An 18,216-nucleotide genomic window follows, 5' to 3' on the forward strand; every position below is an offset into this window, starting at 1 on the left:
TAGTGTTGTTTGTGTGTTGTTAATATGCATAACAGGAATAATGCAACGTTGACATTGACGGAATACATATGTTTCCATGTGTCGGTTCATATTCTTTGATTAATCTCAAAGAGAAATGAATGTTCTGTCTTTTGGATAGATGAGAGAAGGACTGTGGGACGTATAGCAGTGCAGGTGATTCAAAATAATGCGTAACCCTACCTTGGTCGATATTCATATTCGCCCAGGTTTATAAACTAGGAAATCACATGTTAAGAAAAACTGTTGTTCATACGCTGAAACCAAAGTCAACGGTGGCCGTGCTGCGCAAGTCCGCCGTATCGTTGGCAGTTGGCATGTGCTTCATCGGCGCTGCATTGGCTGCTGAATCCGGCGGCTTGCGTATTTCGATTCTCGGCGCTTCAGGCAAGCCGGTCGCCGGTGCGACGGTGAAGGTCAGTTCGCCAAGCAGCCTGGTGACCAAGACCGCTGTGACCGAGGCAGACGGCACCGTCCGTATTGCAGGCCTGGACCCCGCAACCGACTATAAGGTGGAAGTGGTCGCGCCCGGCTACACCAACTTCAAGGCCAGCGATGTGGCCGTCATCAGTGGCCAGAACCCCAGTTTGAGCTACACGTTGGGCTCAGGCGACGTGCAGCAAGTGGTCGTCACCGGCTCGCGCCTGGCGCAGGTGGACACCACCTCCGCGACCGTCGGCACCATTCTGAACCTGGCCGTGGTGGAGTCGCTCCCGACCACCCGTAGCTACCAGGGCTACCTCCAGCTCGTTCCTGGCACGAAGCCTTCCGCAGGCGGCAACCCGTCCTCCAAGTCCGGCGTTAACTACGCGGACATCGGCGGCGCCACCGGTACGTCCTCGGACAACGTGTACATCCTCGACGGGGTCGACGTCACCGATCCGCTGACCGGTACCTTTGGTTCGAACATCAACTCCGAGATCATCCAGGAACAACAGATCCTGACCGGCGGCATCCCGGCCGAGTACGCCGGCGGCGCGGGCCTGGTCTCCAAGGTCGTCACCAAATCGGGTGGTAACGAGTACCACGGCTCTGTCAACTACTACTTGCAGAACGACCGGCTCGTTTCCAAAAACAAGCACAACACAGCGTCCGGCTTCTCGACCTACGATACGGCTTTCACGCTCGGCGGCCCGATCATCAAGGACAAGCTATGGTTCTTCAGCTCGTATCAGCTAAAGAACAAGAATACTGACGTGGTTGACGCGGCGACCGGCAACCCAATGCGCACGGTCAAGCGCGACGACAAGCTCGGTTTCGTCAAGCTCACCTGGCAGCCGACCGATAACGACCGGTTGTCGTACAGCTTCTTCAATGACCCGACGAAGATCAGCGGTTCGACAGTTGCGACGACGCTCAACAACCGTGATACCCGCCAGGAGCAGGGCGGCACCAACAACAAGATCGAATACACGCGCGACATGGACAACCTGCGCGTGAACGCTTACGCCTTCAAGCACAAGAGCCAGCTTTCGACCTTTGCAGCCGACCAGTCGACACGCAACGACGTCGCTTTCTACAAGCCGACAGTCACACCGAGCGTGGCAGAGCGTAGCCAGGGTGGTTCGGGCTCCAACTCTGTGTCATGGCGCAACCGTGACGAGTGGGGCCTGTCTGCCGAGTACTTCCTCGAGACCGCCTCGATGGGTACCCACACCTTCAAGACCGGCTTCGTGAACGGCAAGGACATGTACACCTCGGACGCGTACAGGACGGGTCCGGAAAACGCGGCGTACACCTCCATCGCGCTGGCCAACAAGGGTGTCACCTATGCTCAGCACATCGGTAGTGGCTGGACGGGTTCGAAACAACTGACCGCAGGTGATATTCCCCGTATCATCGATGCGATCAACGCCAGCCCGAACAAGGCTTACTTCCTTGGCTTGCTTGACACCAACAAAGATGGTGTCGTCTCCGACCCCGAGATCCGGGCATACCAGTTTAACGGCACGGCTGGCAACCCGACCGGGCAGGTGAACGCCTATCGCATCTACAACTCGCGCATTGCGCCGTACACCGTGAGCTCCACTGGCAAGACCTTCTACCTCCAGGATACGTGGACGAAAGATAAGTTGACGGTCAACGCCGGTGTCCGTACCGAAGAGTGGGTGCACCACGATTCGGCGGGGCACCAAACTGCCAAGTTCAAATGGGAATTGGCACCGCGTCTGTCCACCGTGTATGACCTGAGTGGCGATGGCCGCAGTAAAGTCTGGGCTTTCTATGGTCGTTATTACGACCCGATTCGCAACAACATGTCTGACTTCGCCGGCAATGTGACAGGCCCGATCCTGGATGAACAGATCTACCTGGGTGACAAATGGCTGACGTTCCGCCAGCGCGGCGGGTCGGATGCCGCGATCGCGCCATCGACCAAGACCCCGTACACCGATGAGTTCATGCTCGGCTGGGCCACCAACCTGGGCAAAGATTACACCTTGTCGGTAAGCTACACCAAACGTGCGACCAGGGACCTGCTCGAAGACTACGACCTGGCCCTGTACTCCGATCCGACCCTCACTGCCAAGACCGCGCCTGAAGGTTCTGCCTTCCCCGGCTCGCCTTACTACCTGCCATACTCGTACTTCGGCTACTCCGCGGCGCCGAAAACGAACTATGTGATCGCCACGCTGGCAGGCGGCAAACGCGACTACCAGGGCATCGAGGTCAGCCTGAACAAGGCGAAGCGGGACAACTGGCAGGGCCAGGCTTCGTATACCTACAACGACGCCAAGGGCAATACCAACTCCGACAGTACCGCTGACTTCCAGGGCGACTGGATTGCACTGGACCCGCGCGCACCAAACGCGTATGGCCCTCAGCCAGGCAATATCAAGCACCAGTTCAAGGCGTGGGGCACGTACTACTTCAACAATGGGCTTGAGTTGAGCGGTGTGTTCAACTGGAACAGCGGCGTGTTGTATAGCAAGACCCAGCTGATTTCCAGTCGCTATCTGCCGGTGATGCAAGATAATCCGAGCGTTGATGGTGGCGTTCTCGATACCTGGATTTTGCCGAATTCGATCGGTAGCCAGCAAGGTCCGTCGTTCTACACCTTCGACATGCGCCTGAAGTACCAGTACAAGTTCACCGGCAGCCAGAAGGTCGAGTTCTTCCTCGACATCTTCAACGTGCTCAACAAGCAGTCGGCGACATCGGCGATGCCGCTGGTGGCTGGCAACGGCGTCTACAAGTTCGGCGAGGCGAACGCCTGGAACGACCCGCGCCGGTTCTACCTCGGCGCACGTTATTCGTTCTGACCTGAAAGGTCTTAGTGCTTGAAGCCGGCCCCGCAAGGGGCCGGTTTTTTTTATAGTGCGCCCGGCGCCGCGCCCGGGCCCGCGCCCGCGCTTGCGCGCGAATTGCGGGCTGGTTTTTTAAATCAGGATTCCCAGGTGGCGGCCAGCATGGCCAGCGCGGCCAGCCCGGCGGTTTCCGTGCGCAGCACGCGCGGGCCGAGCGACAGGGGCAGGGCGCCGGCGTCGATCGCCGCCTGTTCCTCCTGTTCGGTAAAACCGCCTTCCGGCCCGACCAGGATGGTCAGCGCCTGCGGAAGGGTAGAGCGCGCCCAGCTGGAAAGCGATTCGGTGGCGCGCGGCGAGAACAGGATGCGCGGGGTAGTAGCGCCCGCTTTGAGGAAGCGGTTGAATTCGGCCAGCTGTTCGAGCTGCGCCAGCCGGTTGCGCCCGCTCTGCTCGGAGGCGGCAACGATCACGCCCTCCCAGTGCGCGTGGCGCTTTTCCAGGCGCTCGCCGGCCAGCCGCACCACCGAGCGCTGGGCTGCAAGCGGTTGTATTGCCGCCACACCCAGCTCGACCGCCTTTTCAATGATCCAGTCCATCTTGCTGCCTTCGGGCAAACCCTGGGCCAGCGTGACCGGGTAGGGCAGCTCGACCTCAACCGGGTCGAATGCCGCGACAGTGGCACTGGCGCGCTTTTTGCCGATTTCCGCGAGAACCGCCCGGTACTGGCCGCCTTCGCCATTGAACAGCACCACTTCTTCGCCGATCTGCATGCGCACCACATGCAGGTGGTGGGCCACCGCTTCGGGCAGGTCGACGGTGCTGCCGACGGCGATCGGCTGCGGGCAGAAGAAACGGGGCATGCGTATCCTGGATGAACAAGCCGGGCTCGGCAATAAAGTGAGCATTCTAATGGCCCAGGGCACCCTCTGGTAGAATAGTTGGTTATGGCCAGTAGCACGCCACCGCTTTCCAATCCTGACTTGCCAACCATGAAACCTACCCAAACCACCACCCTGATGGCCAACGCGATCCGCGCGCTGGCGATGGACGCCGTCCAAAAAGCCAATTCGGGCCACCCGGGCATGCCAATGGGCATGGCCGAGATCGCCGTCGCGCTGTGGGACGGCCATTATCGCCACAATCCGGCCAATCCGGGTTGGAGCAACCGCGACCGTTTCCTGCTGTCGAACGGTCACGGTTCGATGCTGCACTACTCGCTGTTGCACCTGTCGGGCTACGACGTTTCCATGGACGACCTGCGCAACTTCCGCCAGCTGCACTCGAAGACCCCTGGCCACCCGGAAGTGGGCATCACCCCCGGCGTCGAAACCACCACCGGCCCGCTCGGCCAGGGCATCGCCAATTCGGTCGGCATGGCGCTGGCCGAGTGGCTGCTGGCAGCCGAATTCAACCGTCCGGGCTTTGACATCGTCGACCACCACACCTATGCGTTCCTGGGCGACGGCTGCCTGATGGAAGGCATCTCGCACGAGGTGGCCTCGCTGGCCGGCACCCTGGGCCTGAAAAAGCTGGTCTGGCTGTACGACGACAACGGCATCTCGATCGACGGCAAGGTCGAAGGCTGGTTCACCGACGACACCCCGAAGCGCTTCGAAGCCTATGGCTGGAACGTGATCCGCAACGTCGACGGCCACGACGTGGCCGCGCTCGATGCCGCGATCGCCAAGGCGCGCACCTCGGACAAGCCGACCCTGATCTGCTGCAAGACCATCATCGGCAAGGGCTCGCCCAACCTGCAGGGTGGCGACAAGGTCCACGGCGCCCCGCTGGGCGACAAGGAAATCGCCGCCGTGCGCGAGCACCTGGTATGGGACCCGATCCCGTTCGACATCCCGGCCGACATCTACACGGCATGGGACGCGAAGGCGCGCGGCGCCGACCTGGAAGGCCAGTGGAATGCCCTGTTCGCAGGCTACCGCGCACAATACCCGCAACTGGCCGCCGAATTCGAGCGCCGCATGAAGGGTGAACTGCCGGGCAACTTCGAACAGGTGCTGGCCGCCGCTGTGGCCGCCACCGTGGAGAAGAAAGAGACCATCGCCACCCGCAAGGCCAGCCAGAACGCGATTGGCGCGCTGGCCCCGGTGCTGCCGGAGTTCCTGGGCGGCTCGGCCGACCTGACCGGCTCGAACCTGACCAACTGGAAGGAATCGGTACCGGTGCGTTCGGGCGTGCCGGGCAACCACATCAACTACGGCGTGCGCGAATTCGGCATGGCCGCGATCCAGAACGGCGTGGCCCTGCACGGCGGCTTCATCCCGTTCGGCGCGACCTTCCTGACTTTCTCGGACTACAGCCGCAACGCGCTGCGCATGGCGGCCCTGATGAAGATCCGTTCGATCTCCGTGTTCACCCACGACTCGATCGGCCTGGGCGAAGACGGTCCGACCCACCAGTCGATCGAGCACGTCTCGTCGCTGCGCCTGATCCCGAACCTGGACAACTGGCGCCCGTGCGACACCGTGGAAACCATGGTCGCGTGGGGCGCGGCGGTCAAGCGCCACGATGGCCCGTCGACCCTGATCTTCTCGCGCCAGAACCTGCCGTTCGTCGCGCGCGACGCCGACCAGTTGGGTGCAATCGCCAAGGGCGGCTACGTGCTGCGCGACGCGCCCAACGCCCAGGTCATCCTGATCGCGACCGGCTCGGAAGTCGAGCTGGCGCTGTCGGCCGCCGACGCGCTGGCTGGCGAAGGAATCGCCGTGCGCGTGGTGTCGATGCCCTCGGCCGACGTGTTCGAGCGCCAGGACGCGACCTATAAGGCCAGTGTGTTGACACGGGGCACACCGCGTGTTGCTATTGAAGCTGGCGTAACCGATTTCTGGTACAAGTACGTGGGACTCGATGGCGCAGTGGTCGGTATCGACACCTTCGGCGAATCGGCGCCGGCCGGCGTGCTGTTCAAGCACTTCGGCTTTACTGTCGAAAACGTCGTGGCCAAGGCGAAGTCGGTAATTGCGGGCTGACAGGCGAGACAGGCGGGCGGCAGGCTGCTTGGCCCCCGCCCAACAGGTTTTTTTCTAATCAGGAGCTCAGTATGACGATCAAAGTTGCAATCAACGGTTATGGCCGGATCGGCCGCAACATCTTGCGCGCTTTCTACGAAGGTGGCAAACAACAAGACATCCAGATTGTCGCGATCAACGACCTCGGCAACGCCGAGCACAATGCCCACCTGACGCGCTATGACACCACGCACGGCAAGTTTCCCGGCACCGTGACGGTGGATGGCGACAGCATGATTGTCAATGGCGACCGCATCCGCGTGTTCGCGCAGCGCAATCCTGCGGAACTCCCGTGGGGCGAGCTGGGTGTGGACGTGGTGCTCGAGTGCACCGGCTTTTTCACCACCAAGGAAAAGGCCTCGGCGCACCTGAAGGGCGGCGCCAAGAAGGTGATCATCTCGGCCCCGGGCGGCAAGGATGTCGACGCGACCATCGTGTACGGCGTGAACCACAACGTGCTCAAGAGCACCGACACCGTGATCTCGAACGCCTCGTGCACCACCAACTGCCTGGCGCCGCTGGTCAAGCCGCTGCACGACGCGATCGGCCTGGAGAACGGGCTGATGACCACGGTGCACGCCTACACCAACGACCAGGTGCTGACCGACGTGATGCACGAAGACCTGCGCCGCGCCCGTTCGGCCACCCAGTCGATGATCCCGACCAAGACCGGCGCTGCCGCCGCGGTCGGCCTGGTGCTGCCTGAGCTGAACGGCAAGCTGGACGGCTACGCGATCCGCGTGCCGACCATCAACGTGTCGATCGTCGACCTGTCGTTCATCGCCAAGCGCGACACGACCGTGGAAGAGATCAACCAGGTCATGAAGGACGCCGCAGAAGGCGCGCTCAAGGGCATCCTGACCTACAACACCGAGCCGCTGGTGTCGGTCGACTTCAACCACAACCCGGCATCGTCGAACTTCGACGCGACCCTGACCAAGGTCTCGGGCCGGCTGGTGAAGGTGTCCTCGTGGTACGACAACGAGTGGGGCTTCTCCAACCGCATGCTCGATACCACCGTGGCGCTGATGAACGCGAAGTAATCGCTTTCAAAGCAAGACAAAAAAGCCGTCCGGCGTGAGCCGGGCGGCTTTTTTGCTTATATGATCGGAGGGCGTAGGGTGCGCACCTGTGCGCACGCGGTTCGCGAACGGCGCGTCGTGGTGGCACCGCCGCGAGCCAGCATACGGTGACCGCGTGCGCACAGGTGCGCACCCTACGCGCTGTGCGGCTTATCAGGCCCTACGCCTTCGGCCACGGCGTCAGGATTTCCGCGCCGTTGCGCGTCACCGCGATCGTGTGTTCCCATTGCGCCGACAGCGAGCCGTCGGCCGTCACCACGGTCCAGCCGTCGTCAAGGCCTTCGGTGTCCTCCTTGCCGGCGTTGATCATCGGTTCGATGGTGAAGGTCATGCCTTCCTTGAGCATGAGCCCGGTGTTCGGGCGGCCGTAGTGCAGCACCTGCAATTCCTCATGGTAGATGCGCCCGATGCCGTGGCCGCAGTAGTCGCGCACCACCGAATAACCCGCACCCTCGGCCAGCTTCTGGATCGCATGGCCGACGTCGCCCAGCCGGGCCCCCGGACGCACGGCGCGGATGCCGGCCATCATCGCGTCGTAGGTAGTGTCGACCAGGCGCCGCGCGGCCTCGCTCGGCGTGCCGACAAAATACATGCGGCTGGTGTCGCCATGCCAGCCGTCCTTGATCACGGTGACGTCGATGTTCACGATATCGCCGTCGAGCAGGATTTCCTGTTCGCTCGGGATGCCGTGGCACACCACGTTGTTCACCGACGTGCACAGGGTCTTGGGAAATCCCTGGTAGCCGACGTTGGCCGGGGTGGCCTTTTGCACCTTGCGGATGTACTCGTTGCAGCGGCGGTCCAGTTCTTCGGTGGAAACGCCGGGTACCACGTATTCGCGGATCATTTCCAGCACCTCGGCCGCGAGGCGGCCGGCCACGCGCATTTTGGCGATGTCTTTTTCAGTTTTGAGTTTGATAACCATGTTCGTGTTCGCTTGAATCGCACATGATAACGCGAAGCACGCAATCGGTCGTGCCTGGTGTGATGGCGAAACGCGAACTGCGTGAATCGGGCAAGCAGCAAAAAAGCCGTTCAGCTTTGGGCTGAACGGCTTTTTTATGCGCGGTTCGCGTCAACCGGCACGCGGGGTGCGTGCCGGTGCTGCGGGATTACAGCTTGATGCGCAGGCCAGCGTACCAGCGGCGGCCGATCGGGTCGTAGGTGCCGGCGTCGGTTTCGGTACCGGTGTTGTCACCCGGCAGGCCCGAAATGATCGGCGGCGCCTTTTGGTCGAACGCGTTGTTCAGGCCAAAGTACAGCTCGGTCGACTTCCTCAGCTGGTAGGTCAGCTGCAGGTCCGTGTAGGTGCGCGAACCAACCTGGACCGAGTGCGGCGGCAGGTCGAAGTCAGCCAGGAACTGGTCGTCCAGCGACGAGCGGCCGATGTAGGTGAACACGGTCGAGACGCCGAAGTTACCCCACTTGTAGGCCAGGTTCAGGTTGGCCTTGTTCTTGGCAGAGCCAATTTCGCCAGCGAACGGATCGCGATCGGCGCCCGGCATCGGAATGTCGTAGCCATCCTTGACGTAGGTGTACGCCAGGTGGGTCGACAGGCGGCCAGGGCCGACACGGTCTGCCCACGACGCGGTGATGTCGATGCCTTCGGTCGCCTTGCCGCCGCTGTTGGACACGGCGGTGTCGATGTACTGCAGCGAACCGGCGCTGTTCGCACCCTGGTTGGTCGCACGGCGGGTGATGAACTGGCACATTGCCGGGTTGCTGCCGTCGTAGCAGCTCTTGAGCGCGTACGAACGCGGCGTGCTCACGATGGCGTCGGCGATCTTGATGTTGAAGTAGTCAGCCGTGAAGGTGACCTTGCTCAGCACCGGGATCGAACGCGGGGTGTAGACCAGGCCGATTGTGCTCGAGCGGCCCTTCTCGGCGCCCAGGTGCGGGTTGCCGCGGTTGTAGCCGCTGATGCCCTGCACGTCGGACTGGTTCAGCGTGAACTTGCCGTTGGCGTTGATGTTGGCCATCACGCCCGGCGCCGCGCGGCAGAGGGCGTCGTAGGTGCCGGTCGAGGTCGCGGTAACGCCCGCGCACGGGTCGGTCAGGCCGGACGGGAAGTCCTGGCTCGGCGCCTGGAACAGTTCGTTGATGTTCGGCGCGCGGGTCGACAGCGAACGGGTGCCGCGGAACTTAATGTCGCTGTTCACGGCCCATTCGAAGCCGCCGTTCCAGCTGTTGGCGGTACCGATGGTCGAGTACTCGCCGTGGCGGAACGCGGCCTTCAGGTCCAGCGCCTTGACGAAAGGCAGGTCCTTGAGCAGCGGAACGTTGGTTTCGACGAACACTTCCTTGACCGTGAATTCGCCTTCGGTCGGCGGAGTGGCGTTGCCCGCGTTCAGGCCCGCCTGGGTCAGCGCGTCAGGGATGCTGCTCGAGAACTCCTTGCGCCATTCGAAGCCGGCTGCCACGCCTACGTTGCCCGCAGGCACTGCAAACGGTTCGCCGTCGATCGTGCCGCCAACCAGTTTCTGGGTGGTCTTGGTGGCCAGCGCGCCCGGCGCATCGATGTACTTCAGGGCCTCGGGGGTGACGGCGTTGTAGCCGAAAATGTTGATCGGTACGCAGCCCTGCTTGCGCGCGTTCGCGTCGGCGCACATGACGCCGCCGTTGCCGTCCGGGATCGCCTGCAGCGCGTAGCGGAAGTTCAGGGTGTTGACCTGGCCGGTCGAGTTCTGCGCTTCCTTGGTCTGGCCGAAGGCGCCGTAGACCTCGTAGTTCCACTCTTTCAGCAGATCGAACGAGCCCTTCACGCCGGTTGCCAGGCGGAAGGTGTCACGGTCGACCTTCTGGCTGCGGGTGCCCACTTCCGACATGCGGCGGGTGAAGCTGTAGTCACGAATGCCGTCGCCGTCGTTGTCCACCGCGCGGTCCCACAGGTACTGCGGCACGTACGGGTTCTTGACCACCACGCCGTTGACCATGGTGCCTGCCGGCACCCAGCCGCTGGTGGCCTTGAAGATATCGGTCGAGGCGAGGGCGAACGGCTCGATGGTCGCGCCCACGCTGGTCGAGGCATAGGTGCCTTCGAAGAACGCGCGATGCTTCTCGCCGAGCTTCAGTTCGCCGTTGGTGGCCAGCAGGTAGCGCTCGGTCGGCACCGCGATCGAGCGGTAGTACGAACGGTTAAAGCCGGTTGCCGGGCCATTGTCGCCGTTGGTATCCCACGGGATGATATTGCCGCTCTTGTCGTAGGTGAAGTCCTTGCCTTTCGCCCAAGTGAAGCGGCCCTGCGGCGCATAGCTGGAGTAGTACGGCCGGTATGGCGTGAACGCGTCGGCCGGATCTTCGGTATCCAGCGCCATCAGCGAGTACTGGTCGATTGCCGACGCGGCGCGGTCGCGCGACCACACCTGGCCCTGACGGGAGTAGCCCAGGTGGGCCATGATGAAGCCATCGTCGTTGCTGGTACCCCAGGTCAGCGCCAGTTTGCGCTTGAGGTCGTCGCCCTTCGAGCTCTTGCCGCCCTGGGCATCGGCGATCAGGCCGTTGAAATTCTTCTTGGTAATGATGTTGACCACGCCGGCCACGGCGTCCGAGCCGTAGGTTGCCGACGCGCCGCCGGTGAACAGTTCGACGCGCTCGATGAAGTCGGTCGGGATCGAGTTCAGGTCAACTGCCGATTCGCCCGGAATGCCCGCCACGAAGCGGCGGCCGTTGACCAGCACCAGGGTACGCGAGGTGCCCAGGTTGCGCAGGTCGATCGTGGCCACACCCACGCTCGAGGTCTGGAAGGCCGAGTTGGTGCGGCTGATCGTGGGGGTACCCATGGTCGGGTTGTTCAGCAGCAGTTGCTGCAGGTTGGTGGCGCCGGAAGCGGCGATGTCGGCCGCGGTCAGCACCTGCAACGGCGACGCGGATTCGGCGTTCGGCGAGGCCAGACGCGAACCGGTCACTTCGACGCGCGCCATCGGTTGGTCCTGCTGATCCTGTGCGTTAGCTGCATGCATGCCGAAGGCGATGCCGCCCAGGCAGATTACGCGGATCGACCGCGACAGTACTTTTTCAATCATTACTCAAGACTCCTAGGGAAAATGGCGGTACCTGGATCACAGGCGGCCGCAAAGCCGTAGTACGACGGACTCTCTTGGAAAAGTTAATGAACAATTTTTCCAAGCTGACAATAAAACCATCCCGGCAGTTGCGTTGTCAATGAGCAAGATTGTTACAGTCTATAACTGTTGCAAAATCGCGTAATGACGAGTATTTGCAATTTATACATGTATGCATACATGTGTAAGAACAGCGGCAGGGCGATTCTTCTTTCTAAAAGCAATGGAAAAAGCAGTCCGCCATAACGCAAGACCACGCTGTTGTAAACACTGATCGCAGCATTTACCTAGGGAGAGTTGTATTTCTATCAAGCAGCGTATTTTATTATTGACATCATTTCTCGCCAATGTTGTGATTACCAGTCGCATAGTTTTGGAAACTTGTGGCAACCGGTCAGTAGTTCACATTTTTTACATAACAACCTCAAGGAATGTAAAGACATGACAAAAGAAAAGGTGTTGTCGCGCTCGATCCGGCTCATCATTGCCGGGGGGGTGATGTTCGGCTTACAGGTCGCACATGCACAGGAACAACAAGCACAAGCGGCGTCGGAACAACCGATGGCGCGCGTCGAGATCACCGGCTCGAGCATCAAGCGCATCGCCGCCGAGGCGTCGTTGCCGGTCCAGACCTTCAACCAGAAAGATATCCAGCGCAGCGGTGTGAACTCGGTGACCGACTTCATCCAGCAACTGCCGGTGATGCAGGGCTTCACGGTGGCGGCCGACTCGGTGGGCGGCGGCGGCGGCGGCATCACCACCGCCTCGATCCACGACGTGGGCGAAACCTACACCCTGGTCCTGCTCAACGGCCGCCGGATGGCGCCCGCCACCTCCGGCACCACCATCGACATCAATTCGATTCCGCTGTCGGCAGTCGAGCGCATCGAGGTGCTGACCGACGGGGCATCGGCGCTGTATGGCTCGGATGCGATCGCCGGCGTGGTCAACTTCATCCTCAAAAAAGGTGCGGCGCCGCTGACGCTCGACGCCAAGGTGACCAGGCCGCAGCACCCGGGCGGGGGCGGCAAGAACTTTACCGTCAGCAAGGGTTTCGGTGACCTCGAGACGGACGGCTATTCCCTCTACCTGTCCGTCAGCCATCAGGACGAGAAGCGCCTGAAGGGTTCCCAGCGGGACTTCGCCAAGACCGGCATCATCAACTTCGCCGACCCTGTCACGGGCCAGAACCTGCAATTCTTCAACGGTTCGTCGCGCTCGATTCCGCCCAACGTGTCAATCCGCTATACGAATGCCAAGGGTGATAACAAGACCGTCGCGATCAACCCTTACCTGAAGATCAATAAGAAGTGCCCGCCCGCGCACGTCGACCTGGGAGACGGCCGCTGCTACTTCGACTACACCTCCTCGGTCGAGATTGCTCCTGAGATCAGGCGCGACGGCGCTTATGCCAACGGTGAACTCAAGCTCGGCGACAGCGGTTTCAAGGCCTTCGCCACCGTGGCCTACAACGACGCCCATGTGCTCGCGACCATCGCGCCCTATCCGGCCGAATTCTCGCTGCCGAAGTCCTCGCCGCTGTTTGCCAAGTACGTGCAGCCCTACCTGACCGCGGAGCAGCTTGCCGGCTTTTCCAGCGCCACCGTGGCCTACCGCCTGCAAGACCTGGGCGGCCGCGCCTACGACTACGCCAGCCAGACCACCCACACCGTGGTCGGCATTGACGGCAACGCGCTGGGCTGGGATATCAACTCAGCGTACACCTGGTCGAGGAACCATTCGCCGCAAAACTATGTGAGTGGCTTCCCGCTGGAGGACAAGTTCAATGCGGCAATGGCGGCCGGTACCATCGACCCGTTCCCGTACGCGCTGGGCGAGATGCCGGCGGCGATGATCACCGCACTGAAGGGGACCCAGTACACGGGCAACTACAACACCACCGACATCCTGATGGAGGCCGTGGATTTCCGTGCTTCGCGCAGCGTGTATGACCTGCCCGCAGGCGCCGTCCAGCTGGGCCTGGGGGCGGACTTCCGCAAGAACAGTTACGAACAGCGCGCCAACCCGGCGGTGGCCAATGCCGAGATCCTGTTCGACGACCCGCAGTCGGAGTTCAACTTCTCGCGCAAGAGCAGCGGCGCGTTCGGTGAAATGGTGATCCCGGTGATCAAGGGCCTGGAGGTCACCACGTCGGTACGCTATGACCGCATCAGCAAGATCACCGACTCGCTCAACAGTCAGGTGGTCGGCCACGACCAGTCGGCCAGCACGTACAAGATCAGCGCTCGCTACCAGCCGGCCAAGGAGTGGATGCTGCGCGGCGCCTACGGCACCGGCTTCAAGGTGGCCAGTATGCTCCAGATCGGCCAGCCGCTGACCGACTTCGGCGTGACCGGCGGCAGCTATGTGTGCCCGCTCAAAGGCTCCGGCAGTCCGCTGGCGCAGTACTGCCCGGACGGCAAGGGCCAGCTCGAGGCCTTCACCGGCGGCAACCCGGACCTCGGACCCGAGAAATCCAAGCAGTGGACATTCGGCGCCGTGTTCGAGCCGACCAGCAACTTGAGCGCCAAGCTCGACCTGTGGCACGTGGGCATCTCCAACGCCGTCACCAGCGTCAGCGAGAACCTGATCGCGACCGACCCGGTCAAGTACGCCTCGCTGTACACGACCAAGTACAAGGCGTCCACTGGCCAGAAGACGCTGGCGATTATCTTTGCCCCGATTAACATCGGTCAGCAGGAAAACACCGGCCTCGACTACGACTTCCTGTTCAAGAATAATGTGCAAGGCGTCAAGCTGACCTCGCGCCTGGCCGGCACCTGGCTGCTCAAGTCGCGCTACACCACGCCGGGCACGAGCGACCAGTGGGAAACCAGCCTGGGTCAGTTCGGCAGCAACGACGCGGTCAGCTTCCGTCACGTGTTCAAGGCATCGGTCACGGGCGAGATCGGCAATTGGACCCATACGCTCAGCGCCAACTTCCGTAGCGGCTACAAGGACAAGCACTACGATGAGGAGGACTGCTCGGTCTCGGTGGGCGATGCCAATGGCGATTGCGCCGACGTGCAGCTGAAGGTGCCCAATTACTACACCTTCGACTGGCAGACCCAGTACAAGCTGATGAAGAACCTGAGCCTGACCGCTGGCATCATCAACGCCGCCGACAAGAAGCCGCCGCTCTCGCTGCGCAACACCGGTTCGCACCAGCTGGGCTACGATCCGCGCTACGCCAGCCCGGTCGGCCGCGCGTTCTACCTGAGCGCCCAGTTCCAGTACTGACGCCTGATCGGACTGTGAAGCCCGCCGCGCCCAGCGCCCGGCGGGCTTTTTTACAGCAAAAAAATGCCCGCCAGGCGAACCTGGCGGGCATCGGTCGACAGCGAGGCTGGCGGATCAGAATGCCTGGTTGTAGCGCACGTAGACGAAGCGGTCGATCGGCAGGTTGGCGTCAACCCGCGAGGCCGAGGCCGCACCCAGGATGGTGGTGCGCGGCTGCTTGTTGAACACGTTGTTGGCGCCGACCATGACCTGGCCCCTCCACGGGGTCTTGTAGCTGACGCTCAGGTCGTTGTAGACCATCGCGCCCAGGCGGTTGTACTTGGTGCCCCAGTTGGCCAGGCCAGTCGGGTTGGTGCACTCAACCGTTGCGCTGTAGCACTTGTCCTTGATCGGGCTGTAGTAGCGCGCGGTCCAGGTGGCGCTCCAGTTGCCCAAGGTCCAGTCCAGCGCCAGGTTCGACTTGACGCGGTAGTAGGCGCTGGTGCCATCGTACTCGCCCAGGTAGTTCACCCAATTCGAGTCGTCGTTGGCCTTCTGGCGCAGCTTGGTGACAAAGGTGCTATCCGAACGCAGGCCGAACTTGCCGAACCGGGTGCCCGGCAGGCGGTAGGACCAGGACAGGTCGTAGCCTTCGGTCTCCATCGCGCCCATGTTGATGTTGCCGCGTGAAAGGTTGACGACCTGGCCGCTGGCCGGGTCACGCTTGATCGCGTCGCAATATTGCTGGATACCCTGGATATAGCAGAACTCCGCCACCTGGGTCGCCGAGATGCCCGTGATCTGGTTGGTGACCGTGATGTTGTACCAGTCGAGCGAGCCCGAGAAGCCTGGCAGGAACGACGGGCTGTACACGAAACCGAAGGTCTTGGTCTTGGCGCGTTCCGGCTGCAGGGTGCTGTTGCCGGCGCCGGCCATGAAAGGGTAGGCGCTCTGGCCGCCGTCGGCGCTGGTCACCGGCGACTTGGTCTGGTCGAACTGGCGGTAGCCGGCGCCGGCGCCCTGGGCCGCGCAGCGGGCCGACACGCCCGGCAGGTTGGTCTGGCCGAACTCGGTGTCGCACGGGTCCATGAAGTCGTCGTAGGTCTGCTGGCCGCCGCCGAAGGTGTCGCCCACAGTCGGCGCGCGGAAGCCCTGGGCGTAGGTGCCGCGGGCCAGCAGGTCCTTGACCGGCTTCCACATGAAGCTGGCTTTGCTGTTGTTGGTGGTGCCGAAGTTGCTGTACACCGAGTGGCGGGTGGCCAGGTCGAAGCTGAGCAGCTGGGCGAAGGGCATGTCCTTCAGGACCGGAATGTTCACCTCGGCATAGGCTTCCTTCACGGTGTACTTGCCGTTGGTCGGGTTGCCGGCCAGGTCAGTCGAGTAGCCCGACTGCTCGAACTGGCCCGGAATGTCGTAGCCGCGCACTTCGCGGTGTTCGATGCCGGCCGCCACGCCCAGCGCGCCGGCCGGCAGCTGGAATGCTTCGCCGCTGATGTTGGCGGTGGCGCTGTTGATGGTGCTGCCATAGGTGGCCTGGCCAGTCGACATCACGTATTTCAGCACCTGCGGGTTGGAGGCCGACGGGCCGCCTACGATGTCCCACGGCGTGCATTCCTGCAGCGCGATCGGGTTGTCCGGCGTGCCGCACTGGATCGCGCCCTGGGCATTCTTGAACGACGGGCCGAGCGCCTTCTTCAGGTTCAGCAGGTTGACGTTGCCGGTGCTGTAGGTCGAGCCGGTGACTGCGCTGTGGTTGTAGCCCACGTCCCAGTTCCAGTTCAGGTCACGCACGGTGAACGCGCCCGACAGGGTGGCGTCGGCGTGGAAGGTGCGGTTCTCGTTGTCGGTCACGCGCGGCACTTCGATGGTGCGGCGATAGAAGAACAGGTCCTGGCCGAACGGGTTGTAGTAGCTGGCCTTGTCGATGTAGACCGGGTAGGTCGACTGCACGTCGCTGCGCAGCGGGTAGCCGGCGATCTGGGCGGTGGACTTGCGCTGCGAATACATCGCGGTGGTGGTGAACTGCATGTCGTACGGCAGTTCGATCGAGCCCTTGGTAAACAGGGTGTCCAGCTTGTTGGGCATCTGGAACATCATCTGCTGCGAGGAATTGTACTTGTCCGCGTTGGCGCCCGCGTAATCATGGTAATTGGCCGGGTTGCGCGAGTCGGCGCCCACGCCATTGCCGGTCTGGTCGCCCGTGTGGTTCAGGAGCCTGTCGAAGCCGCTGTTGTCCGGGTCGTCGTTCGAGCTGCCATCGGCCGCCACCGCGGTGACGCGCCCCCAGGGGCCGGTGCCCAGGCCGTCGGTCGGGTGCTTCGGGCCGCGCGGGTTCTTGGTGATGTTGCGGGTACCCGGCCAGACCACGCCCTGCTCGGTGTGCGACAGGCCGATCATCAGCGAGGTCTTGTCGGAGTTGGCGCCGTAGGTCAGCGAGAAGTCCTTGTTGCGGCCGTCGCCCTTGCCGTTGGCGCCGGTGTACACGCTCACCTGGCCGCCTTCCATTTTCTTCTTCAGGATGATGTTGACCACGCCGGAGATCGCGTCCGAGCCGTAGATGGCCGAGGCGCCATCCTTGAGCACTTCGATGCGCTCGATCATCGCGGACGGGATGGTCGACATGTCGGTGTAGCCGTCGACGGTCTGGGTCCAGCGCTTGCCGTCGACCAGCACCAGCAGGCGGTTCGAGCCCAGGTTGCGCAGGTTGATGTACTGGCCGCCGTTTTCACGGTTGGAGGTCAGCGAGCCGCCGCGCGAAAAGTCCGGCGAGCCGGCCGAGGACAGTTGGTTCAGGACGTCGCCGACGGTGACGAGGCCCGTCTTCTGGATTTGTTCCTGGGTCATCACCTGGATCGGCTGGGCCGTTTCCGTGTCAACCTGGCGGATGCGCGAGCCGGTCACTTCGACGCGCTGCATCGGTGCGTTCTGGGTGTCCTGCGCCCAGGCCGCGTGCATGCCGAAGGCGACGCCGCCCAGGCAGATCGCGCGGATCGACCGGGACAATACTTTTTCCATCATTACAAAGCTCCTAGGGATAAACAACGGCCGTACTGCAGGGCAGGGCTGCCGCGGGGTTACCGGCAAGCCGGCGGCGAGGCGCGCCCGACGGCACAGACAGTCGCCATGGCCATGGCTTCGCCCGCGCCAGGGCAGCCACGCCGGGCATGCACTTGCCTGATGAGTGTGTCATCCGTGTGACAATATGAAAAGGTTTAAATTTGTAAATTCTCTCCAATTGTTGCGTATACGCCGCATCGATGATTGTTCGAGAATTTTTATGGTAGGGAGAATAAAAAATGCCTTAGGTATTTACAGGGCAGGTATTGTTCGGAAATTGAACAGTTTTGGCGACAGGGTCGGATGAAACAATTTTGCCATAATTGCACTGTATTGGCGGGATGGCAGGCGGACGCTGAGATGCTTACCGAAGGCGTAGGGAGCGCGGGGCCGCCGAGGACCTGTGCGCACGCGGTACGTGTGCGTACCGGAGCCAACGGGATTCAACCGTACCGCGTGCGCACGGGTGCGCACCCTAACGGGCATTGCAAAGCGACGTGCCGCCCCG

8 protein-coding genes are annotated in these 18,216 nt (G+C 62.3%); 4 read left to right on the forward strand and 4 right to left on the reverse strand.

Annotation, left to right across the window (positions count from 1 at the left end; genetic code table 11):
- The first annotated feature begins 248 nt into the window (after positions 1-248).
- Positions 249-3,278, forward strand: a complete 3,030-nt coding sequence (locus tag E4O92_RS04665; protein WP_206076811.1) for a TonB-dependent receptor — start codon at positions 249-251, stop codon at positions 3,276-3,278.
- Positions 3,279-3,400: 122 nt separating this feature from the next.
- Here the strand turns inward: E4O92_RS04665 and E4O92_RS04670 are convergent, their stop codons facing one another.
- Positions 3,401-4,123 carry a 16S rRNA (uracil(1498)-N(3))-methyltransferase gene (locus tag E4O92_RS04670; protein ID WP_135188583.1) on the reverse strand — a complete coding sequence of 241 codons (723 nt, stop codon included), beginning with the start codon at positions 4,121-4,123 and terminating at the stop codon, positions 3,401-3,403.
- Positions 4,124-4,252: 129 nt separating this feature from the next.
- On the opposite strand from E4O92_RS04670, the gene tkt reads away from it, so the two are divergent.
- Together tkt and gap are read left to right on the forward strand one after the other, a co-directional pair.
- Positions 4,253-6,250, forward strand: coding sequence for a transketolase (tkt, locus tag E4O92_RS04675; protein WP_135188584.1), 1,998 nt, complete (start codon positions 4,253-4,255; stop codon positions 6,248-6,250).
- Positions 6,251-6,321: 71 nt separating this feature from the next.
- Positions 6,322-7,332: a type I glyceraldehyde-3-phosphate dehydrogenase gene (gene gap, locus E4O92_RS04680; protein ID WP_135188585.1), complete on the forward strand. Its 1,011-nt coding sequence runs from the start codon at positions 6,322-6,324 to the stop codon at positions 7,330-7,332.
- Between the two features lie 199 nt (positions 7,333-7,531).
- Here the strand turns inward: gap and map are convergent, their stop codons facing one another.
- A complete protein-coding gene (map, locus tag E4O92_RS04685; protein WP_135188586.1) occupies positions 7,532-8,296 on the reverse strand; it encodes a type I methionyl aminopeptidase in 765 nt (254 codons plus the stop codon).
- Positions 8,297-8,483: 187 nt separating this feature from the next.
- Positions 8,484-11,393, reverse strand: a complete 2,910-nt coding sequence (locus E4O92_RS04690) for a TonB-dependent receptor plug domain-containing protein (protein ID WP_135188587.1) — start codon at positions 11,391-11,393, stop codon at positions 8,484-8,486.
- Between the two features lie 480 nt (positions 11,394-11,873).
- On the opposite strand from E4O92_RS04690, the gene E4O92_RS04695 reads away from it, so the two are divergent.
- A complete protein-coding gene (locus E4O92_RS04695; protein ID WP_135188588.1) occupies positions 11,874-14,672 on the forward strand; it encodes a TonB-dependent receptor plug domain-containing protein in 2,799 nt (932 codons plus the stop codon).
- A 114-nt stretch (positions 14,673-14,786) separates the two neighbouring features.
- Here the strand turns inward: E4O92_RS04695 and E4O92_RS04700 are convergent, their stop codons facing one another.
- Positions 14,787-17,669 (reverse strand): TonB-dependent receptor plug domain-containing protein, encoded by a 2,883-nt coding sequence (locus tag E4O92_RS04700; RefSeq protein WP_135188589.1) that lies wholly within the window; start codon positions 17,667-17,669, stop codon positions 14,787-14,789.
- Positions 17,670-18,216: the final 547 nt, after the last annotated feature.

The organism is Massilia horti (assembly GCF_004614195.1).
Taxonomy (GTDB): Bacteria; Pseudomonadota; Gammaproteobacteria; order Burkholderiales; family Burkholderiaceae_D; genus Telluria; species Telluria horti.

Coding starts and splice junctions, on each gene's coding strand:
- E4O92_RS04665 (WP_206076811.1), top strand. CDS start 249: ATGTTAAGAAAAACTGTTGTTCATACGCTGAAACCAAAGTCAACGGTG.
- E4O92_RS04670 (WP_135188583.1), bottom strand. CDS start 4,123: ATGCCCCGTTTCTTCTGCCCGCAGCCGATCGCCGTCGGCAGCACCGTC.
- tkt (WP_135188584.1), top strand. CDS start 4,253: ATGAAACCTACCCAAACCACCACCCTGATGGCCAACGCGATCCGCGCG.
- gap (WP_135188585.1), top strand. CDS start 6,322: ATGACGATCAAAGTTGCAATCAACGGTTATGGCCGGATCGGCCGCAAC.
- map (WP_135188586.1), bottom strand. CDS start 8,296: ATGGTTATCAAACTCAAAACTGAAAAAGACATCGCCAAAATGCGCGTG.
- E4O92_RS04690 (WP_135188587.1), bottom strand. CDS start 11,393: ATGATTGAAAAAGTACTGTCGCGGTCGATCCGCGTAATCTGCCTGGGC.
- E4O92_RS04695 (WP_135188588.1), top strand. CDS start 11,874: ATGACAAAAGAAAAGGTGTTGTCGCGCTCGATCCGGCTCATCATTGCC.
- E4O92_RS04700 (WP_135188589.1), bottom strand. CDS start 17,669: ATGATGGAAAAAGTATTGTCCCGGTCGATCCGCGCGATCTGCCTGGGC.